This is a genomic window from Nocardiopsis flavescens (assembly GCF_900141985.1).
In the GTDB taxonomy this organism is placed as follows: Bacteria; Actinomycetota; Actinomycetes; order Streptosporangiales; family Streptosporangiaceae; genus Nocardiopsis; species Nocardiopsis flavescens.
Genome location: NZ_FQZK01000003.1, coordinates 1 through 20,986, shown reverse-complemented (window position 1 = coordinate 20,986; position 20,986 = coordinate 1). Strand labels below are relative to the sequence as shown.

The following is a 20,986-nucleotide window of genomic DNA, read 5'->3' as shown; positions in this document are numbered from 1 at the left end:
CGGGACGGTGCGCCGTCCCGCCCCCGACGACGAGGAACGAGGACCATGAGCACGAAGATCGACGGCTGGCTGCTGGAGATCCTGGCCTGCCCGCAGAGCCAGGCGCCGCTGCGCCACGACCCCGAGACCGACGAGTTGGTCTGCGACGAGAGCGGCCTCGCCTATCCCATCCGGGACGGCATCCCCGTGCTGCTGGTCGACGAGGCCCGCAAGATCGGCTGAGGACGCGGGCGGGGCGGGGCCGGCATTTCCTGTCGGACCCTTATGGAACGTTATGGGCGTTCCGGTAGTCATAGCAGGTGCGGCGAAGTGAGAGACTTCGTCTCCGGGGCGACGGACGCACCGTCCCATACCCCCTCAAGCCATAACCTGTTCGTGCCACCCCCGCTTCATACGACCTCCCTGGAGGACTCCGATGCCCGGTCCCGAACCGCTACAGCCGAGCGACCCCTCGGCGTTCGGCGACTACAGCGTGACCGGACGGCTCGGCAAGGGGGGCCAGGGCATCGTGTACCTGGCCGAGAACCCCGAGGGCGAGGAGTACGCGGTCAAGGTCCTCAACGACCAGTGGTCACGGGACAGCGACCTGCGCAAGCGGTTCGAGAAGGAGGTCCGCGCCGCGCAGAAGGTGGCGTCCTTCTGCACCGCCGCGATCATCGAGGCGCGGCTCGACGGCGACCCGCCCTACGTGGTCAGCGAGTTCGTGCCGGGCAGGGACCTCCAGGAGACGGTCGCCAAGGGCGCCCCGCTGCGCGGCTCGGCGCTCCAGCGGCTGGCGGTCTCCACCGCCACGGCCCTCGTGGCCATCCACAAGGCCGGGATCGTCCACCGCGACTTCAAGCCCGGCAACGTGCTGCTGGGACCGGACGGGCCCCGCGTCATCGACTTCGGCATCGCCCGGGTCGACGACGGCACCGCCACCATGACCAACTCGATCGTCGGCACGCCCTCCTACATGGCGCCCGAGCAGATCGAGGGGCGCGGCATCACCGACAAGTGCGACATCTTCGCCTGGGGCTGCGTCATCGCGTTCGCCTCCAGCGGCCGTGCCCCGTTCGGCTCCGACACCGTGCCCGCGGTCGTGCACCGCGTCATCAGCGCCCCGCCGGACGTCGAGGGCGTCGACGAGGCGCTGCGCCCCATCGTCGAGACCTGCCTGAACAAGGACCCGGCCCGGCGGCCGACCGCCCAGAAGCTCCTCATGCGCCTGCTCGGCCACGAGGACGCCGAGGAGGCCACCTCCGCCGAGGACGCGGTCAAGCAGGGCGAGCAGATCGCCCAGACCGGCCTCATCCCGCAGGGGCGGATGCCCGTGCGGCCGCCGACGGGCCCCCAGGGCGGGTTCGGCCACGGCCACCCCGGGATGTCCAACCCGCGCCCCGGCATGATGGGCCACCCCGGCACGTCCAACCCGCAGCACGGCATGGGCATGATGGGCCACCCCGGGTTCCCGCCCCCCGGCACCTCCGACCCCCGCCCCGGCATGGGCGTCCCCGGACACCCGGGCACGTCCAACCCGCAGCACGGCATGGGCGCGATGGGCCACCCCGGCACGTCCAACCCGCGGCCCGGCGGCCCCTACCCGCAGCACCAGCCGCAGTTCGGCAACCCCCTGGTCACCGGCAACCCCAACCAGACCTACGGGGGTCCGGCCCAGCAGCCGTCCGGCGACGACTCGATCCTCCAGCAGAGCTGGGTCATCCCCGCCGTCCTGATGACGATCCTCATCCTCGTCCTGCTGCTGGTCCTCATCGTCGTCTCCTGACCGGCGGGACCGGCCCCGGCCCCGCGCCGGGGCCCGCGGCGCACCCCCGTCAGACCCGGGTGAGCTCCCCCAGCGCCAGGGAGACGCCCTCGTCGATCAGGTCGCCGATCCGCGGCCACCGGTCGTCCACACAGTCCGTGGGCATCACGGTCACGCCCTCGGCCGCGGCGATCCCCGGCAGGTCGCGCACCCCGTCCGGGGTCGTCAGACGACCGTCCACGGTCACCGCCAGCACCCCCGTCCGGGGGCGGCCGATCTCCTGGACCACCACGACCAGCGACAGCGTCGCGTCGTCCACCAGCAGCTCCAGCGCCGTCCACCAGTGCGCGGCGCCCGGGGTGAGCACGGCCCGGCCCGCCTCGGAGGGGCCGTCCGCGCCGGTCCCGGTGTCGGAGCCCCCCGAGCGCACCACGGCGCGAGCCCCCGGGTCCAGGCCGCGCAGGATCAGGCCCACCGACTCCCGGTGCGAGCGCAGGTGCTCCATCACCCGCCGCCGGGTGACCGACGCCAGCGGCGACACCGGCTCCCGGGGCGGGGGAGGGGTCCCCGGCGGAGTCCAGCTCAGCTCGTCGCGCAGCGCCGCCGTGACGGCACGGGCCAGCGCCGAGACGGTCGCGGCCGGCGGGTCGCCGGGGTCCGCGGACGCGGCCGGGTGCACCGGGGGCAGCGGCGGCAGGTCCGCCCGGCGCAGCACCACCGCGGCGGCCAGCCACGGCAGCAGCCGCGGGCGCTCGCGACCGCCGTCCAGCGCGGTCAGCGCGGCCAGTGTCCCGGTGTAGGTGTGCGCCGCCCGCACCAGGGGGTGCCCCGGGACCGCCGCCGGGTCGGCCACCGCGCGGGCGTGCTCCGGCCCCAGCGGTGCCCGCGGGGAGCGGAAGGGGCCCGGGTCGGGCAGGGAGTGGACGAGGCCGGCCAGTTCGGCGGCGTACCCGGGGGTGAGCGCGCGCCCGGCCATGCCGTCCTCCAGCGTCGCCGCCAGGAGGTCGGCGAGGGGGCCGCCCACCCCGGCCTCCCCGATCCGCGCCCGCAGCAGGGACCGCCGCGCGTCCTCGCGGGCCTGCCGGGGCTGGGCCTGCCGGTGCCCGGACCAGATCCTGCGCAGGCGGTCGACGTCGGTCAGCTCGTCGCGCACGCTGTCGGGGAGCCGGGCCGGGTCAGCGCTGAGGCGTAGGGTATCCACGCTGTCTCCGTAGCCCGTGGGCCCCGCGGCGAAACCTGCCCTAGGACCCCTCCTCCGCCCCCGCGGAACCCCTCCCGCCCGGGCCGACCGCTCCGACCTGGCACCTCAGGGCCGGCGGCCCAGCAGGCGCATCGCCTTCTGCTTCTCGAAATCCAGGGCGCGCGCCGGCGCCGGCGCCAGCCGGCCCAGCCGCTCCCCGTGGGTGCGCACCCGGGCCAGCACCTCGGGCTCGGACAGCACGCGCAGCGCGAAGGCCAGCGCCGCCGGCGGGATGTCGAAGTCGCGCTCCAGCTCCAGGCCGGTCGCGATGGTCCGCAGGTCCTCCTCGGTGAACCGGCGGTGCCGGTGCCCGCGCCCCGTGGGCTGCTCCTGGGTGCGGGGCAGCAGCCCCAGGCCTTCCCGGTACCGGAGCATGCGCGGGGTCGTGCCCACCCGGTCGGCCGCGGCCGAGATGGGCACGGGACCGCCGAGCGCGGCGGAGGTGTCGTCCAGGGCCATGCGGACGACCCTAACCGAGCCCGGCGCCCGCCCGGACGGCTTCTGACGCCGTGTTGTCAGATTCGTGCTGATGGCGGGCGTACGGCCCTACAATCAGGTGCGCCACGACCATCACGAGTGAGGAACGCATGGCTTTCGACTTCAAGGTCGCCGACCTGTCCCTGGCCGACTTCGGCCGCGACGAGATCCGGCTCGCCGAGCACGAGATGCCCGGCCTGATGGCGACCCGCGCCGAGTACGGGGACTCCCAGCCCCTCCGCGGCGCGCGCATCATGGGCTCGCTGCACATGACCGTCCAGACCGCGGTCCTCATCGAGACCCTGGTGGCCCTGGGCGCCGAGGTCCGCTGGGTCAGCTGCAACATCTTCTCGACCCAGGACCACGCCGCCGCCGCGGTGGTCGTGGGGCCCGACGGTACCGCGGACGACCCCAGGGGCGTCCCGGTCTTCGCCTGGAAGGGCGAGACCCTGGAGGAGTACTGGTGGTGCACCGAGCAGGCGCTCACCTGGCCCGGCGGTGAGGGCCCCAACATGATCCTGGACGACGGCGGCGACGCCACCATGCTCGTCCACAAGGGCGCCCAGTACGAGAAGGCCGGCGCCGTCCCCGACCCCTCCACCGCCGACAGCGAGGAGTTCGAGGTCGTTCTCAAGCTGCTCCAGGCGAGCCTGAAGCAGGACCCGTCCAAGTGGACGACCATCGCCGGGCTCATCCAGGGCGTCACCGAGGAGACCACCACCGGTGTCCTGCGCCTGTACGAGATGCAGCGCGACGGCAGCCTCGCCTTCCCGGCGATCAACGTCAACGACTCGGTCACCAAGAGCAAGTTCGACAACAAGTACGGCATCCGCCACTCGCTGCCCGACGGCATCATGCGCGCCACCGACGTCCTCATCGGCGGCAAGGTGGCCGTGGTGTGCGGCTACGGCGACGTGGGCAAGGGCGCCGCGGAGGCGCTGCGCGGCCAGGGCGCCCGGGTGATCGTCACCGAGATCGACCCGATCAACGCCCTCCAGGCGGCCATGGACGGCTACCAGGTCGCCACCCTGGAGGACGTGGTGGGGACCGGTGACATCTTCATCACCACCACCGGCAACTTCAACGTCATCATGACCGGGCACATGACGGCCATGAAGCACCAGGCGATCGTCGGCAACGTCGGCCACTTCGACAACGAGATCGACATGGCCGGACTGGCCAGGGTCCCCGGCATCGTCAAGAAGGAGATCAAGCCGCAGGTCCACGAGTGGACCTTCCCCGACGGCCACACCATCCTGGTGCTGTCCGAGGGCCGCCTGCTCAACCTGGGCAACGCCACCGGCCACCCCAGCTTCGTGATGTCCAACAGCTTCACCAACCAGGTCATCGCGCAGATCGAGCTGTTCACCAAGCCCGACGAGTACCCGATCGGCGTGTACACGCTGCCCAAGATCCTCGACGAGAAGGTCGCCCGCCTCCACCTGGCCGCGCTCGGCGTCAGGCTGACCGAGCTCACCAAGGAGCAGGCCGCCTACATCGGCGTGGACGTCCAGGGCCCCTACAAGGCGGACCACTACCGCTACTGACCGGCCGCGGGCCCGCGCCCGGCCCCGCCCCCGCCCGGCGTCCACGACGGACGGCCCGCGGACACGGGGCGGGCCGGCGCGGAGAAGCCGCGGTCCGGGGCCTGCCCGCACCGGCGCTCCGCCGGCGCCGCGCCGGACCCCCGCCGCACCCGGGGCGGGGGAGCGCGGCCCGTGAGGCCGCTCGTCCGTTCTCCGGGGCCGGCGCGTTCGCCGGCCCCGGAGCCGTATCCACAGAACAGGTCCCCATGACCGGGATTCCACACGAGGTCGCCGACCTGGGCCTGGCCCCGGCCGGGGTCCGCCGGGTCGCCTGGGCCGAGCGGTCCATGCCGGTGCTGCGCAGCATCCACGCGCGCTTCGCCGCCGAGCGGCCCCTGGCGGGCATGCGCGTCGCCGCCTGCCTGCACGTGACCGCCGAGACCGCCAACCTGCTGCGCGCCCTGCGCGCGGGCGGCGCCGAGGTGGCGCTGGCCGCCTCCAACCCGCTCTCCACCCAGGACGACACGGCGGCCGCGCTGGCCGCCGAGTACGGGGTGGCCGTGCACGCCTGGGCGGGAATGGACCCGGCCGCCTACGACCGCAACCTGGTCACGGTGCTGGAGACCCGTCCCCACCTACTGCTCGACGACGGCTGCGACCTCGTCCACACCCTGCACGCCGCCCGCCCCGACCTGCTCGACGGTGTCCTGGGCGGCTGCGAGCAGACCACCACCGGCGTCATCCGGCTGCGCCGCATGAGCGCCGAGGGCGGGCTGCGGCTGCCCATGGTCGCGGTCAACGACACCGCCACCAAGCGCATGTTCGACAACCGGTACGGCACCGGGCAGTCCACCATCGACGGCATCCTGCGGGCCACCAACACCATGCTCGCCGGCCGCACCGTCGTCGTCGCCGGGTTCGGCTACTGCGGCCGCGGCCTGGCCGAGCGGGCCCGCGGCATGGGCGCCCGGGTCATCGTCACCGAGGTCGACCCGGTCAAGGCCCTGGACGCCGTCATGCAGGGGTACACGGTCACCTCCATGGCGCAGGCCGCCCCGGTCGGGGACGTGTTCATCACCGTCACCGGCAACCGCGACGTGATCCGCGGGGAGCACCTCGCCCTGATGCGCGACGGGGCGATCCTCGCCAACTCCGGCCACTTCGACCTGGAGATCGACCTGGCCGCCCTGGACCGGCTCGCCGTCGCCGTCGACCGCGGCGTGCGCGAGCACGCCGACGAGTACGTGTTCGCCGACGGCCGCCGCGTCCTGCTGCTGTCCGAGGGGCGACTGGTCAACCTGGGCGCCGCCGAGGGGCACCCGGCCGCCGTCATGGACCTGTCGTTCGCCGCCCACGCCCTCACGACGGCCTGGCTGGCGCGCGCCCACGGCGGCCTCGCGCCGGGCGTCGTGGACGTCCCCGGCGAGATCGACACGGAGGTGGCCGGGCTCGAACTCGCCGCCCTGGGCGTGGACATCGACACCCTCACGCCCGACCAGGAGTCCTACCTGCGCTCCTGGCACCCCTGACGCTCACGGCGCACCCGGGCCGGCCCGGCCCGGGGCGGCGCCCGCTCAGGCGCCGGGGCGGTGGGGGCGGTGCTGGAGCGCGGCCTCCTGGCGGCGGCGCCGCTCGGCGAGCACCGCGGCGAGGAAGTCGGGCGGGGTGGTCCCCGGGGGCGGGGGCGGGCTGATCTGCGCCATCACGGCGTCGGCCAACCGGACGCCCATCTCGTGGCGCGTGTGCTCGGCCAGCTCGTAGAAGCGCAGCACGAACTGGCGGGCGGCCGCGGCCGTCTCCGGGGAGAGCCGGGACAGGTCGGCCCCCGACACCCAGCCCGCCAAGTGCGGCGGCATGGGCACGTGCTCCTGGCGGGGGCGCCCCGTGCGCTCCTCCACGACCATGGTGCCCGCCAGGAAGTCGCCCACCCGGCGCCCGTCCCTGCTCAGCATCGAGGTGATGAGCGCGATCACGCCCGTCGTCATCCAGATCTCGACGAAACCCACCAGCGCGCGGGCCAGCGCCTGCCGGAACCGCTCCGGCGACCCGTCGGTGCCCACCACGCGCAGGCCCAGCGCCATCTTGCCCAGGGTCCGGCCGCGCGAGACGGTCTCGAACGCCGCCGGGTAGCCCACGAGGACGAGGATCGTGCCGCCCAGCACCACGGCCGCGGTCGCCGCGGGGTCCATGGTGGTGCCCATCCAGGCCGTCAGCAGGACCAGCAGGACCAGCAGGGCGCCCTGCACGATCACGTCGAGGATCAGGGCGACGGCCCGCGTCGCGAACCCGGCGGCGCGCAGGTCCAGGACCACCGCGTCGCCCGTGACCAGGGGCGTCGTACCGTACGCGTCGCCGCGTACCTCTCCACCGCCGGGATAGGACACCGGTGCTGCTCCCTCGGGGCCGAACGTAACGATCGCCTCCGACACTACCCGCAGGCCGGACACCGCGTTCCCACCGGCCGCTCTCCGGGACGGCGAGACGGTAGGGTCCCTTGCGTGGATATCGACGTTTTCGCCGCGGCGCACACCGAGGACTGGGAGCGCCTGGAGCGCCTGGTCCGCCGGCGCCGCTCCCTCGACGGCGCCGAGGTCGACGAACTCGTCGACCTCTACCAGCGGGTCTCCACCCACCTTTCGGTGGTGCGCTCCTCCGGCCAGGACCCCGCGCTGGTGGGCCGCCTCTCGGCGCTGGTGGCGCGCGCCCGCTCCGCGGTGACCGGCGCCCACGACCCGGCCTGGCGCGACGTCGTGGGGTTCTTCACCCGGGTCTTCCCCGCGATCCTGTACCGGCTGCGCTGGTGGTGGCTGGGGATGACCGCGGGCACCGTCGCCGTCGCGGCCGCCGTGGCGTGGTGGGTCGTCGCCGACCCCGCGGTGATGCACGCGATCGGCACGCCCGAGTCCATCGCGCAGACCGTCGAGTACGAGTTCGCGAACTACTACGTCGAGAATCCGCGCGGTTCCTTCGCCGCCCAGGTGTGGACCAACAACGCCTGGGTGGCCGCGCAGGCGATCGTGTTCGGCGTCGCCTTCGGGGTGCCGACCCTGTACGTGATGCTGGTGAACGCCCTGAACGTGGGGCTCACCGCCGGGCTGATGATCGGACAGGGCCGGGCCGACGTGTTCTTCGGCCTGATCCTGCCGCACGGCCTGCTGGAGCTGACCGCCGTGTTCGTGGCGGGCGGCATCGGCCTGCGGCTGGGCTGGTCGCTCATCGCACCCGGCGACCGCACCCGGCTGCGCGCCTTCGGCGAGGAGGGCCGGGCGGCGGTCGCGGCGGCGCTGGGCCTGGCGGTGGTGCTGTTCCTCTCCGGCCTGATCGAGGGCCTGGTCACCGGCAACACGGTCGCCGGCCACATCCCCGTACCGGTGGCGCTGGGGATCGGCGTGCTGGCGGAGGTGCTGTTCTTCCTGTACGTGTTCGTGGTCGGCCGCCGGGCCTACCTGGAGGGGGAGACGGGCGACATCCGGAACGCCCCGGCGGCGGCCCCGGTGGCCTGAAAACCCCACCGCGCAAGGCCTCGGTGTGGCAGGGTCGGCGGTATGAGCGATTCCCCCGGGTGGTTCACGAGCTCCCACAGCGGTTTCGAGAGCGCCTGCGTCGAGGTGGCCGTCGTGGACTCCGCGCCCTGGTTCACCAGCTCCCACAGCGGCTTCGCGCAGAACTGCGTCGAGGTCGCCCTCGGCCTCCCGCGGGCGATCCTGCTGCGCGACACGCGGCACCGCTCCGCCGCCGTCCTGGCGGTCGGCCCGCGCGAATGGTCGGCGCTGGTCATCGCCACCGCCCGGTCCTGAAGGTCAGGCCCCCGCGGCCTCCCTGGCCCGCTCCGCCCGCGCACGGGCCTCGGCGACCATCGGGCCGTCCTCGCCCACGGCCTCGGCCCGCGACCGTGCGAACCGGTCGAACATCTCCGCGGCCAGCGCGTGCTCACCGCGCTCGGCGGCGGCCCCGGCCAGGTAGTAGTCCGCCTCCAGCGTGTCCGGGTGGTCCTCCCCCAGCAGCCGGCCCCGGATCTCGCGGACCCTCAGGAAGCCCTCCCACGCCGCGCCGGTGTCGCCGCGGAGCATCCGGATGGAGGAGAGGTTCTGTAGTGCGCTGACCGCGGTGGGCTCCTCCTCCCTGCCCCCGTGGGCGGCCAGGACGGCGTGGAACCCCTGCTCGGAGGCCTCCAGGTCACCGCGCAGCCCCGCGATGAGGGCCACCTGGTGCAGGCTGCTCAGCGTGTCCGGGTGGTCGGGCCCGAGCCGGTCCCGGCGGTCGCGGTGAACCGAGTCGTACACCCTCCCGGCCTCCTCCCACCTGTCCAGCGCGCGCAGGGCGTCGGCCCAGGCGTGCCGGGCGCGCAGTGCCTCCGGATGGGTGCCGCCCAGGGCGGCCCGGGCCGTCTCGGCGAGTAGGGCCAGGGACCTCTCCGCCTCCTCCCGTCCCCCGAGCAGCATCGCGACCCTGAAACGCCCGACAGAGGCCTGGACGACCGCCGGATGCCGGGCGTGGTGCAGACGCGTCAGGACCCCGGCCAGTGCCGCGTAGGCGGAGGCCTCCAGGGTGAAGTCGTTGTCGGGCCGCCGGCGGAGCAGGCGGCTGACGACGTCCGTCACCGCGCTGTCGCCGATACCCGCCCGGATCGTTTCCGACACGAGGGGGTGCGATCGCAGCGAGGTCTCCCCGCCGTGCCCGCCCAGGGTGACCAGCCCGTGCACGAGCAGCGTGTTGATCGTTCGTGCCAGCCGCACGTCGTCGAGGCCTTCCAGCGGGCCGGACGCCAGTTCCGCCGGGGGGAGGCGCCGCAGCGGTACCGGTACCGCGTCCGGGCCCAGCACCGAGAGGACCTGGAGCAGGGGGCGCGCGTACGGCTCCCGCTCCGCGACCAGCCGCAGCGACAGGTCCCACACCCCCGACAGCAGCCGCCGGTCCGCGTCGGGACCGGTCACGAACGGCGCCGCCAGCTCGTCCAGCCGCTCCACACCCTCCTCCAGCCGCGCCAGCAGCGCGCGGGCGTCGGGGAACAGCACGCGGTGCGTCGCCAGGATGCGCCCGGCCAGCGCCAGCGCCAGCGGCACCCGTCCCAGCCGCTCCGCCAGCTCCCCTGCCCCGGCCGCTCCCTCCGGTGCCGCGTGGTCGGCCAGCGCCGACGCCGCGGCCCCCGCCTCCAGCGGCCCCACCCGGTGCAGGCGCGCGGGAGCCCACTGCGCCGGGTCGTCCACCCGGGTCGTGACCACCACGAACCCGCCGGGGCTGGCCCGCATCCACCCCAGCTGGTCGCCGGGCCGGTGCTCGGGGTCCAGCTCCTCGGGCCGGTCGGCGTTGTCGATGACCAGCAGCCACGGCCGCGGGGCCCCGTCCAGGTGCCGCCACACCCACCGCATCGCCAGGTGCCGGGTGGCCCGCACCTCCTCCGCCTCCCGCCGCGACCCGCCCAGTTCCACGGCGACCTCGATCATGCTCGCCGCGACGCCGCCCGGCCGCACCCAGAAGACCGTGCGCCCCTCGGCCCGCGCCCGCTGCGCCAGCTCCGCCGCCACCGTCGTCTTGCCGAACCCGCCGGGCCCGGTCAGCACGTGCGGCACGTCCGTCCCGGCGCGCATCTCCGCCAGCAGATCCCCGACCAGCCCCTCCCGGCCGCGCACCGCGACCGCCGGGCGCGGCGGGTCCAGCACCACGTCGGCCCCGGGCGGCGGCGCGGGCCGCTCCCCGGCGCCGATGGTGACGCTGTGGATGTCGCGGGCCTGGAGCAGCCGCCCGTACACGTCGCCGTGCACCGTGTTGGCGCGGGGGCCGGAGGGAGAGTCCATGCCGCCCATACTGCCCGAGCGCCCCGGTGCCCGCCGGGGCCCGTGCCCGCCCGGCCCCGGTGAGCACGGGAAAGGGGTGGGGTGACCGGAACCGGTCACCCCACCCCCGCGGCGTCCGCCGCTACAGGCGGCCCTGTGCCTTGAGGTTGATGTAGGCGTCGGCCAGGGCCGGGGCGATGTGCTCGGGCTCGGCGTCCACGACCTCCACCCCCGCCCGGCGCAGCTCCGCCGTCACCCGGCGGCGCTCGCCCAGGGTGCGCTCGGCCGCGCCCGCCCGGTACACCGCTCCCGCGTCCCCGCGCCCGGCCGCCATCTCCGCCACCGCCGTGTCCCGCACCGCCGCCACCAGCAGCAGGTGCCGCGAGGTGAGCGCCGGCACCCGGGGCAGCAGGCCGTCCTCCAGCGCCGCCGCGTTCAGGTCGGTCAGCAGTACGACCAGGGAGCGGGTCCGCCCCTGCGCGGTCAGGACGGCGCTCGCCATCCCCGCCGGGTCGGACTCCAGCAGCTCCGCCTCCAGCGGCGCCATCGCCTCCACGATCCGGTGCACCTGGCTGCCCCGCCCGGAGGCCTTGACCTGCGCCCGCACCCGGCGGTCGTAGGCGAGGAAGTCCACCCGGTCGCCCGCCTTGCCGGCCAGGGCCGCCAGCAGCAGCGCCGCGTCCATGGCGTGGTCCAGCCGGGGGGTGTCGCCCACCCTGCCCGCGGAGGTGCGGCCGGTGTCCAGCACGATGAGGATGCGCCGGTCGCGCTCGGGCCGCCAGGTGCGCACCACCACGCCGTCGTTGCGGGCGCTGGCCCGCCAGTCGATGGACCGCACGTCGTCGCCGGGGACGTAGTCGCGCAGCGAGTCGAACTCGCTGCCCTGGCCCCGCACCATCGCCGTGTGCCGCCCGTCCAGCTGCCGCAGCCGCGACAGCTTGCCGGGCAGGTGGCGGCGGCTGTGGAACGGCGGCAGGACCCGCACCGACCACGGCGCGGTCAGGGTGCGCTGGCGTCCCGCCAGCCCCAGCGGGCCCAGGGTGCGCACGGTCACCCCGGCGGCGCGGGCGTCGCCCCGCCGGGTGGGGGTGAGCTCCGTCGCGACCCGGCGCCGCTCGCCCGCGTCGACGGACAGCGGCCGCACCCGCGGCTCGGCGTGCGCGCTCGGCGGCCAGGCGTCGCGTACCGCCCCGCGCAGGCGGCGCCGCGTCGGGTTGGCGACGGAGACCTCCACGGTCGCCGTGTCGCCCAGCCGCAGCGAGGTGTCGCCCGCCCGGGTCAGCCGCATTCCCCCGGGGCTCGCCGCCAGCAGCACGTCCAGGGCGACGAGCAGCACCAGGACGGCGACGGCGACCGCGGCCGCCCACGGGCCCAGGGAGCCCGAGAACGCCACGGCGACCACCGCGATCCCCGCGAGCAGGACCGCCCGGCCGGTGACCACCATCAGCGCGGCACCGGGACGGAGGCCAGCACGCCGTCCAGGATCCCGTCGGTGGTGGCGCCCTCCAGCTCCGCCTCCGGGCGCAGCGAGATCCGGTGCCGCAGCGTCCCCTTGGCCAGCGCCTTCACGTCGTCGGGGGTCACGTAGTCGCGGCCCGACAGCCACGCCCACGCGCGGGCGGTGCGCATCAGCGCGGTCGCGCCGCGCGGTGAGGCGCCCAGCTGGAGCGACGGCGACTGCCGGGTGGCCCGGCACAGGTCCACGATGTAGCCCAGGACCTCGGGGGCGACCCGCACGGTCTCCACGGCCCGGCGCGCCGCGTGCAGCTCGGCGGTGCCCGCCACCGGGGTCACCCCGGCCGCCGCCAGGTCCCCGGGGTCGAACCCGGCGGCGTGCCGGCCCAGCACCTCCACCTCGGCCTCGCGCGGCGGCAGCGGGACCGTCACCTTGAGCAGGAACCGGTCCAGCTGTGCCTCCGGCAGCGGGTAGGTGCCCTCGTACTCCACCGGGTTCTGGGTGGCGGCCACCAGGAACGGGTCGGGCAGCGCCACGGGACTGCCCTCGACCGTCACCTGCCGCTCCTCCATGGCCTCCAGCAGGGACGCCTGGGTCTTGGGCGGGGTCCGGTTGATCTCGTCGGCCAGCAGCAGGTTGGTGAAGACCGGGCCCCTGAGGAACTCGAACCTGGCGGTGTTCTGGTCGTAGACCAGCGACCCCGTCACGTCACCGGGCATCAGGTCGGGGGTGAACTGCACCCGCTTGTGGTCCAGGGACAGGGCCGCCGACACGGTGCGCACCAGCAGTGTCTTGGCGACACCGGGCACACCCTCCAGCAGCACGTGGCCGCGGCACAGCAGCGCCACGACCAGGGCGGTCACCGTCTCGTCCTGGCCCACGACCGCCTTGGCCACCTCGCGGCGCAGGGCGACCAGGGCCTCCCGCGCCTCTTCGGCCGAGGGCGGTGCCTCGTGTGTGAAGGCGCTCACGTGCCGTCCACCTCTCTCGTTCCGTGCGTTCTCTGATGGTCCGGATGCTCCGGCGGGTCCGGTCACCGCAGCCTCCTGGAGCGCTCGTCCAGCTCGGCGGCCAGCCGCAGCAGGCCGTCGTCGTCGGCCGCGTAGGGGTCCGCGCCCTTCGGGTACAGCAGGGCCTCCACGGCACCGGGGTCGCCCCCGGTGCGTTCGGCGACCGCCGCCACCACGGCCTCGCGGGGGGCGTCGGGGCCCATCCCCAGCCGGGCGGAGTGCCGGTCCAGGAAGCCCGAGCGCAGCGCGTCGGCCACCCGGTCGCGCGCCTTGCGCGAACGGTACAGGCCGGCCCGGCCCTCGGTGGTCTCGGAGGCCCGCACCACGACCGGCAGCGACTCGTGCACCAGGGCGCCCATGCGGCGGCCCTGCCACACCACGAGGAGCGCCAGGCCCGCCGCCAGCGGCAGCAGGGACCAGAGCACCCCGGCGGGCAGCAGCTCGGCCAGGGTGGCCGTGCCCTCCTCCCGGGGCGGGTCCGGGCGCAGCCAGACCACGGTCTCGGCGTCCAGGAGGTTGAGCGCCAGGGCGGCGTCGCCGCCGCGGTCCAGCAGCCGGTTGGTCCAGGGGTCCCCGTTGCCGAGCACGGTGGTGGTCGTGTCCCCGCCGGACACCTGGACCAGGGCGTCGCCCGCACCGGCCGGGTAGCACCCTACGGCGCCGGTCCCCGGCCCGGCGGTGTACAGCTCGCCGTGTACGTACGCCGGGCCCGCGGTCCGGGCCGCGGGCAGGTCGCAGTTCGGGTCCAGGGGCCGCTCCAGGTAGTCCCGGGGCAGTTCGCGGCCGGTCATCTCCACACCGGGCGCGAACGCCGACAGCGACCGCACGGAGGGGCGCACCAGCACCGTGTCCACGTCCAGGGCGGCCAGCCGGTCCAGCTCCGCGGGCAGCAGCCGGTGGTCCAGGAACACGACCAGGACCGCGTCGTCGGCGGCCCCGACCGCGGCGGCGGCGTCGGCGGAGGAGCGGGCCACCTCCACGTCCCGGTCCTCGCGCAGCACGTTCACCAGGGCGCGGGTGCCGTCCGGCGAGACGCTGCGCGGCTCCAGGTGGCCGGTGGGGAACTGCTCGCCGCCCAGGGACATCAGTACCGACACCGTGACGAGCGCGGCGGCCAGGACCGCGGGGAAGCGGGCGGCGCGCCAGAAGCGGCGGGCGGCCGAGTCCGGCCGCGCCGCGGGGGAGCCGGCGGCGGGGGCCTCGGGGGAGGGGGCGGTCATCCGCGTGCCTCCTCGGGGTCCAGGGCCGGGCGGGCGGCGCGCAGCCGGTCGTCCAGCTCGCGCAGGGAGCGGGCGGTCCCGGCGGTCGCGGCGCGGTCGCCGTAGACGACGTCGTTGAACAGGCGGGCGCCCTCGTCCAGCGCGGCGGCCTCGCCGGGCAGCGCCCTCCCGGCCTCGGCGGCGAGCTCGGTGGCGGTGCGCCCGGCACGGGGGGAGATGATGGTGCGGTCCTCCAGGTCGACGCTGATCGCGCGCATGCGCTCGGTGACCGCGGCGGCGTACTCTCCGGCCTCCTCCCGCTCCCGGGAGGCCGCCCGGTGGTCGGCGGCCGACCGCGGCGCGGACCCGTGCACGGCTCCCTCGGCACGGCGGGACCGGGAGGGGCGCAGCCACAGCACCAGCCACAGGACCAGCAGCGCGACCACGACGAGCACGAGCACCGTGGCCCATCCGCCGCCGCCCCCCGGCACGGAGAACTCCAGGTTCAGGAACCACTCCCGGATGCGTTCGAGCAGGGAGGGCTCCTGCTCCCCGTACACCGGGTCGCTCAGCTCCTGGACGGCGCGGCGCCGCCCCTCGTCCCCGGTCACCTCCAGCAGGGCCGCCGACGGCGCCCTCACGCCTGCCTCTCCGGCAGGTAGATCTCCGGGCCGACGTCCCGGCCGGACAGGGCGGCGGTGTGCAGCCTCAGGTCCAGGCCCTCGCGCCGCATCCGCAGGTCGACGTAGAGGAGGGTGGTCACGCCGACGGTGAACGGGGTGGACACCGAGTAGATCAGGACGTTGCCGAGGTAGATGATGGCGCCGGAGGCGACGGTGGACCACAGGGCCTCGGGGGCCAGGAAGATCGGCACGATCCCCGCGATGCTGAACGGCATGCTCAGCAGGTTGGTGACGATGCCGATGAGGAGGGACGACAGCAGCACGATGCCGAAGACCCGCCACCAGCTCCCCCGGGTGAGGCGCCAGGAGCGGGCCAGGGCCTGTCCGGCGGAGACGCGCTCCAGGACCACGACGGGCATGGCGAAGTAGAGCCGGATGAGGATCCAGGCGCCCAGCGCGACGCCGCCGACCAGCCCCGCGACCACGGAGAGCAGCATGACCGCGATGCCCGCCCCCTCGCTGCCGGCGACCGCCAGCATCGCCCCGGCGAACACGCCGCCGACGAGGAGGAGCACGATGACCGCGGACAGCGCCAGCCCGATGAGCAGCTGGAGCACGGCCACGCCGACGGCAGGGCCGATCCGCCCGCGGAAGGCGGCCCAGGCCTCGCCGGGGGCCAGGGTGCGGCCCAGCACGGCCATGCCGACCGTCGTGGTGAGCAGGCCGGTCAGGAAGACGACCCCGGCGTAGTTGACGAACGCGCCGCCGTACAGCGTGAGGATCGACCAGAGGCTGAAGGGCAGCGGGTCGTCGGAGTCGATCGACATGGGGTCGTTCATGACCTGGTCCATGAACGTCCCGTAGTCGGCCATGTAGCCGCTGAAGCCGATGGACGAGACGATGCTGGAGACGGCCATGATGATCAGCGACAGGCCGACCATGGTCTTGGGATTGCGGCGGATGAGCGTGAAGGCGCCGTTGAGGATGTCCCCGAGCGTCATCGGGCGCAGGGCCACCACGCCGGGCTTGGGCGCCTGCGGCGGGGCGTGCCCGTAGCCGGGGGGCGGGTACTGCCCGGGGGCGGACCGCCAGTGCCCGGCCTGCGGCCCCGTGGGCGGCCCGGCCCACTGCCCCTGGTCGGGCCGGGGCCCGTATCCCGGCGGCCCGTACCCGGGCGCCTGCCCCGAGCCGGGGGCGGCGAATCCCTGGCCGGGGGCCTGCGGGCCGGTCGGCCCGTACCCGGGCTGCTGCGGGTACCCGGGCGCCTGCCCCGAGCCGGGGGCGGCGTGGCCGGCGGGCGCACCGCCGGCGGCGGGCGCGCCCTCGTGCGGCGCCAAGGAGGGGGGCCGCGGCGCCTGCGGTGCCGGACCGCCCGGCCCGGCACCGCCCGGAGCGGCCCAGGACTCCGCGGAACCGGCGCCCTCCCCGGCGCCCGCCGCGGGAGACGTACCGTCGGCGGGCTCCTCCGGGGCTCCCCCCGACGGGTTCCGGTGGTCGTCCTCCTGGGTCATCTGCCCCGCCCTCCGTGAGGTTCGGTTACGCTGCGCAAGCGGACCGGGTTTCACATTCCCGCGTCCGAGAACAACCTACCGGCCGGTTCCCCCGAAGTCGGGCGCGGTCCGGACGCCTTCCCGCGCAACCGACGCACTTCATTCTTTTTGTATGCTTTCTGTTACCAACCGGCCGGGCGTTATCAAGGGCGCCATCACCCTCCCCGGCCAGGGCGGACGCTCGAAGTGGCCGAAAACGGTCCCTGAAGGCCCCAAAGGCATCGACCGCACTTCCCTCCGCTCCATGAGATGGCAAGCTGTGGGGAGAATGTCGGTTCCCGCGTCGGAACGGCGGCGGCGCACCCGCACCGCACCGACGACGTTCGAGTTCTTCCGAGGAGAGAGGAGTAGGCGCCGCGAAGCCGCCCCACAGGGCGGGCCCGACGCCCGGCGCCGGACACACCGATGAAGGGACGTGTACTGGTTGTCGACGATGACCTCGCCCTCGCCGAGATGCTCGGCATCGTGCTGCGCGGCGAGGGGTTCGAGCCCTCGTTCGTCCACGACGGCGACAAGGCGCTGGAGGCCTTCCGCGAGACCAAGCCCGACCTGGTCCTCCTCGACCTGATGCTCCCCGGTGCCGACGGCATCGACGTGTGCCGCCAGATCCGCGCCGAGTCCGGCGTGCCGATCGTCATGCTCACCGCCAAGAGCGACACCATCGACGTCGTCCTGGGCCTGGAGTCGGGCGCGGACGACTACATCGTCAAGCCGTTCAAGCCCAAGGAGCTGGTCGCCCGCATCCGGGTGCGCCTGCGGCGCACCGAGGAGCCCGCGCCCGAAGTGCTCCAGATCGGCGACATCACCATCGACGTCGCCGGGCACGCCGTGCGCCGCGACGGCGAGCAGATCAGCCTCACCCCGCTGGAGTTCGACCTCCTGGTCGCCCTGGCCCGCAAGCCGCGCCAGGTCTTCACCCGGGAGGTCCTGCTGGAGCAGGTCTGGGGCTACCGCCACGCGGCCGACACCCGCCTGGTCAACGTCCACGTGCAGCGCCTGCGCGCCAAGATCGAGAAGGACCCGGAGCACCCCGAGGTCGTCGTGACCGTCCGCGGCGTCGGCTACAAGGCCGGTACCGCCTGATCCACGCGAAGCGCACATGACCGCAGCCGCATCCGAGGAGCAGCGGGGGGCCGGCTCCGAGGAGGAGCGGCCCGCCCAGCCCCCCGGGCCCACCGGGTCCGGGGGGCGGCGACGCGACCCCGACTCCGGCCTCACCCGCGCCTACCTGTTCGCCCAGCGCTCCGCCCGCGCGCTGGTCCGCGGCGTCCACACCAACTGGCGCCGCTCCCTGCACCTGCGGGTCATCTCCACGACCCTGGTGCTGTCCCTCGTCGTGATGATCGGCCTGGGCTACGTGCTCATCTCCCAGGTGCGCAGCGGCCTGCTCGACGCCAAGATCGCCACCGCGGTCAACGACCACCGGGCCGGGCTCAACTACGCGCTCGCCGAGATCCAGGAGAACGAGACCGGCGACCGCGACCGGCTGATGTACAACGTCGCCAGCGAACTCGCCGGACGCAGCGGCGACACCGGCCTGTACGGGGTCGTCATCCTGCCGTCCGTCGACGACGAACTCGGCTGGGTGGGCGAGGAGTCCCCGGACAAGCAGCTCGACACCAGCGTCCCGGAACGGCTGATCGACCAGGTCCGCGACTCGTTGGGCGACCAGCAGTACCACACCTACACGCGCATCCGGAACGAGGCCGAGGGCACCGAGGAGCCGGCCCTGGTGGTGGGGTCCGAGCTGACCCACGCCTACGAGCTGTACTACGTCTTCCCGCTCCAGCACGAGCAGGAGATCCTCGACCTGGTCCAGCGCACCGTCGTCCTGGTCGCCGCGCTGCTGGTCATCCTCCTGGGCCTCATCGCCTACGTCGTCACCCGCCAGGTCGTCTCGCCGGTCCGCTCCGCCGCCCAGTCCGCCGAGCGGCTGGCCGCGGGAGACCTCTCCGAGCGGATGACCGTCCAGGGCGAGGACGACCTCGCGCGCCTCGCCGTGTCCTTCAACGACATGGCCGGGACCCTCCAGGAGAAGATCCAGGAGCTGGAGGAGCTGTCCAAGCTCCAGCGGCAGTTCGTCTCCGACGTGTCCCACGAGCTGCGCACCCCGCTCACGACGATCAAGATGGCCGGCGACCTGCTCTTCGACGACCGCGACGAGCTGGAACCCGCCATGCGCCGCTCCGTCGAGCTGCTCCAGAGCCAGGTGGAGAGGTTCGAGGAACTCCTCGCGGACCTGCTGGAGATCAGCCGCCACGACGCGGGGGCCGCGACCCTGGGCACCGAGCCCTCCGACGTCCGAGACGCCGTCATGAAGGCGGTCGGGGACGCCGAGCAGATCGCCGAGAAGCGCGGCATCAAGGTCGTCATGCGGCTGCCCGCCGACCCGTGCGTCGCCGAGTACGACCCCCGGCGGATCAACCGCATCCTGCGCAACCTGGTGGTCAACGCCATCGAGCACAGCGAGGGCCGCGACGTGGTGGTCACCGCCGCGGGCGACCGCGACGCCGTCGCCGTGGCCGTGCGCGACTACGGGGTCGGCCTCAAGGAGGGGGAGGAGCACCTGTGCTTCGACCGCTTCTGGCGGGCCGACCCGGCCCGGGTGCGCACCACGGGGGGCACCGGCCTGGGGCTGTCCATCGCCAAGGAGGACGCCGCCCTGCACGGCGGCTGGCTCCAGGCGTGGGGAATGCCCGGCCAGGGGTCCCAGTTCCGCCTGTCCCTGCCCCGGCACGCGGGCACCGAGCTGCGGGGATCCCCGCTGCCCCTGGTGCCCCCGGAGTTCTCGCTGGGCCGTGCCTACCCCCGCGAGGGGGGAGAGGACAACCCGTGAGCAGACGACTCCTGGTGTTCGGCGCCTCCGCGCTGTCCTGCCTGTTCCTGACCTCGTGCGCCGGCGTGCCGATGACCGGGCCGGTGGTGCCCGGCGAGGGCGGCGACGGCTCCGCCGACCCCTACGGCGGCTACGTGCGCCTGCTGCCCGCCGGCCCGCAGCCGGGCATGAACCCGGACGGGCTGGTCGGCAGCTTCCTCAAGGACATGGGCAGCTTCGAGGAGGACCACGGGGCGGCGCGCATCTACATGCTGCCCGACACCGGCCGGGACTGGTCCCCGGACGGCTCCGTCAAGGTCTTCACCGACCTCGACACCGTCGACCTGGAGACCGAGGTGTCCGAGGACGGGCTCACCGCCAGCGTGCGGATGCGCAGCGCCCTGGTCGCCACCATCGACGAGGACGGCAAGTACCGCCCCGGCGCCCCGGGGACGCTGATGGACGAGACGTTCACGCTCGCCCGCGAGGAGGGGGACCCCGAGGGGGAGTGGCGGATCCGGAGCCTGCCCGACGACCTGATCCTCAGCCAGCTGGACGTGGAGCGCACCCACCGGCCGTTCAACCTGTACTACTTCAACCCCGAGGGCACCTCCCTGGTGCCCGACCCGATCTACCTCCCGGTGAGCACCGACCGGCTCGCCGAGCGGCTGCTCGCGCGCCTGGGGGCGGGCGCCACCTCCTGGCTGGCCCCCGCCGTGCGCTCGGAGTTCCCCGAGGACACCCGGCCGCGGGTGACGGCGGACGCCGACAGCGTCGTCGTCGAGATCGACGGTGTCGGGGACGTCGACGAGTTCCGCCTCGGCGCCCAGATCGCCTGGACACTGCGCCAGATCCCGGACGTGCAGGAGTTCACCCTGGTCCTGGACGGCGAGGAGGTGGCGTTCGCCGCCGCCGACGGCGACAGCGCCGACCGGCCCCGGCCCGCCAGCACGTTCTGGCACGGGGTCGGGCCGGGTGCGCTGCGCGCGGGCGTGCACGCCTACTACGCCCACGAGGGGCAGCTCTGGTCGGCCTCGGAGTGGGACACCGACACCTTCGGCGACGCCGAGCGCGTCCCGGGCCCGCTGGGCGCGGGCGACGTGCTCCTGGAGCGGTTCGCCGTCTCCATCGACGAGAGCACCGTCGCGGGCATCACCCTGGGCGGCGAGACCGTCGTGACCTCCTTCGCCTCGCCGGGGGCCGAGGTCTCCGAGGTCCTCGACGACGGGGTCTTCACCGAGCTGTCCTGGGACATCGACGGGAACCTGTGGGTCGTGGAGGAGATCGGCGAGCCCGACGAGGAGGCGCGGGAGGAGGCCGAACAGGACTCCGCCGACCCCGAGGCCCTGCCCGACCCGGCCCCGCCGGAGCCGGGGTCCTCCGCCGTCTGGGTGCTGCGCGGCGCCGAGGAGGTGGTGCGGGTGGACGTCGGGGACCTGCGCGACGAGTCCCTGGTGCACTTCCGGGTGTCGCGCGACGGCTCCCGCGCCGCGGCGGTCACCGAGACGGACGGGCGCCGCTCGCTCCAGGTGGGCCGCGTCGTCACGGACGAGGACGGCCGGGTCTCGGTGG

18 protein-coding genes are annotated in these 20,986 nt (G+C 74.6%); 9 read left to right on the top strand and 9 right to left on the bottom strand.

Annotated elements, in window-relative coordinates; genetic code table 11:
• Positions 1–45: 45 nt before the first annotated feature.
• On the top strand, positions 46–222 hold the full coding sequence (locus tag BUE45_RS06770; protein ID WP_013154764.1) for a Trm112 family protein: 177 nt from the start codon (positions 46–48) through the stop codon (positions 220–222).
• Positions 223–415: 193 nt separating this feature from the next.
• Positions 416–1,765 (top strand): serine/threonine-protein kinase, encoded by a 1,350-nt coding sequence (locus BUE45_RS06765; RefSeq protein ID WP_073376545.1) that lies wholly within the window; start codon positions 416–418, stop codon positions 1,763–1,765.
• Positions 1,766–1,814: 49 nt separating this feature from the next.
• Here the strand turns inward: BUE45_RS06765 and BUE45_RS06760 are convergent, their stop codons facing one another.
• Positions 1,815–2,945, bottom strand: coding sequence for a serine/threonine-protein kinase (locus BUE45_RS06760; RefSeq protein WP_073376543.1), 1,131 nt, complete (start codon positions 2,943–2,945; stop codon positions 1,815–1,817).
• Between the two features lie 105 nt (positions 2,946–3,050).
• Positions 3,051–3,443, bottom strand: coding sequence for a MerR family transcriptional regulator (locus tag BUE45_RS06755; protein ID WP_073376540.1), 393 nt, complete (start codon positions 3,441–3,443; stop codon positions 3,051–3,053).
• Positions 3,444–3,571: 128 nt separating this feature from the next.
• Between BUE45_RS06755 and ahcY the strand changes: the two genes are divergently transcribed.
• Together ahcY and BUE45_RS06745 are read left to right on the top strand one after the other, a co-directional pair.
• The gene (gene ahcY / locus BUE45_RS06750; protein ID WP_073376538.1) at positions 3,572–5,008 is read left to right on the top strand and encodes an adenosylhomocysteinase; all 1,437 of its coding nucleotides are present in this window, start codon (positions 3,572–3,574) and stop codon (positions 5,006–5,008) included.
• Positions 5,009–5,253: 245 nt separating this feature from the next.
• Positions 5,254–6,516: an adenosylhomocysteinase gene (locus tag BUE45_RS06745; protein WP_073376536.1), complete on the top strand. Its 1,263-nt coding sequence runs from the start codon at positions 5,254–5,256 to the stop codon at positions 6,514–6,516.
• Between the two features lie 45 nt (positions 6,517–6,561).
• On the opposite strand, the gene BUE45_RS06740 is transcribed toward BUE45_RS06745, so the two are convergent.
• The gene (locus BUE45_RS06740) at positions 6,562–7,371 is read right to left on the bottom strand and encodes an RDD family protein (RefSeq protein WP_073376534.1); all 810 of its coding nucleotides are present in this window, start codon (positions 7,369–7,371) and stop codon (positions 6,562–6,564) included.
• 114 nt (positions 7,372–7,485) lie between these two features.
• Between BUE45_RS06740 and BUE45_RS06735 the strand changes: the two genes are divergently transcribed.
• Complete coding sequence (locus BUE45_RS06735) at positions 7,486–8,490, top strand: stage II sporulation protein M (RefSeq protein WP_073376532.1); 1,005 nt, start codon at positions 7,486–7,488, stop codon at positions 8,488–8,490.
• Positions 8,491–8,532: 42 nt separating this feature from the next.
• The gene (locus tag BUE45_RS06730; RefSeq protein ID WP_073376530.1) at positions 8,533–8,784 is read left to right on the top strand and encodes a DUF397 domain-containing protein; all 252 of its coding nucleotides are present in this window, start codon (positions 8,533–8,535) and stop codon (positions 8,782–8,784) included.
• A 3-nt stretch (positions 8,785–8,787) separates the two neighbouring features.
• Here the strand turns inward: BUE45_RS06730 and BUE45_RS33760 are convergent, their stop codons facing one another.
• The 6 genes from BUE45_RS33760 to BUE45_RS06700 all read right to left on the bottom strand — a co-directional run bounded on the left by BUE45_RS33760 (position 8,788) and on the right by BUE45_RS06700 (position 16,560).
• Positions 8,788–10,782, bottom strand: a complete 1,995-nt coding sequence (locus BUE45_RS33760; protein ID WP_281256325.1) for a tetratricopeptide repeat protein — start codon at positions 10,780–10,782, stop codon at positions 8,788–8,790.
• 121 nt (positions 10,783–10,903) lie between these two features.
• Positions 10,904–12,205, bottom strand: coding sequence for a DUF58 domain-containing protein (locus BUE45_RS06720; protein WP_073376526.1), 1,302 nt, complete (start codon positions 12,203–12,205; stop codon positions 10,904–10,906).
• Positions 12,205–13,188, bottom strand: coding sequence for an AAA family ATPase (locus BUE45_RS06715; RefSeq protein WP_073376524.1), 984 nt, complete (start codon positions 13,186–13,188; stop codon positions 12,205–12,207). Before BUE45_RS06715 ends, BUE45_RS06720 begins: the two co-directional genes overlap by 1 nt.
• Positions 13,189–13,250: 62 nt before the next feature.
• Complete coding sequence (locus BUE45_RS06710) at positions 13,251–14,447, bottom strand: DUF4350 domain-containing protein (RefSeq protein ID WP_073376523.1); 1,197 nt, start codon at positions 14,445–14,447, stop codon at positions 13,251–13,253.
• A complete protein-coding gene (locus BUE45_RS06705) occupies positions 14,444–15,067 on the bottom strand; it encodes a DUF4129 domain-containing protein (protein ID WP_073376521.1) in 624 nt (207 codons plus the stop codon). The genes BUE45_RS06710 and BUE45_RS06705 overlap by 4 nt, the downstream gene beginning before the upstream one ends.
• Entirely contained in the window at positions 15,064–16,560 is a 1,497-nt protein-coding gene (locus tag BUE45_RS06700) for a glycerophosphoryl diester phosphodiesterase membrane domain-containing protein (RefSeq protein WP_073376519.1), read from the bottom strand. Before BUE45_RS06700 ends, BUE45_RS06705 begins: the two co-directional genes overlap by 4 nt.
• Before the next feature lie 444 nt (positions 16,561–17,004).
• Here BUE45_RS06700 and mtrA point away from each other — a divergent pair, with 444 nt between their 5' ends.
• From mtrA to BUE45_RS06685, 3 genes are all read left to right on the top strand, one after another.
• On the top strand, positions 17,005–17,682 hold the full coding sequence (mtrA, locus tag BUE45_RS06695) for an MtrAB system response regulator MtrA (protein ID WP_073376517.1): 678 nt from the start codon (positions 17,005–17,007) through the stop codon (positions 17,680–17,682).
• Positions 17,683–17,698: 16 nt separating this feature from the next.
• Positions 17,699–19,435 (top strand): MtrAB system histidine kinase MtrB, encoded by a 1,737-nt coding sequence (gene mtrB, locus BUE45_RS06690; protein WP_073376515.1) that lies wholly within the window; start codon positions 17,699–17,701, stop codon positions 19,433–19,435.
• Positions 19,432–20,986, top strand: a 1,555-nt coding sequence (locus BUE45_RS06685; RefSeq protein WP_245832865.1) for an LpqB family beta-propeller domain-containing protein, incomplete at its 3' end; no start/stop codon positions are given. The genes mtrB and BUE45_RS06685, both read left to right, overlap by 4 nt.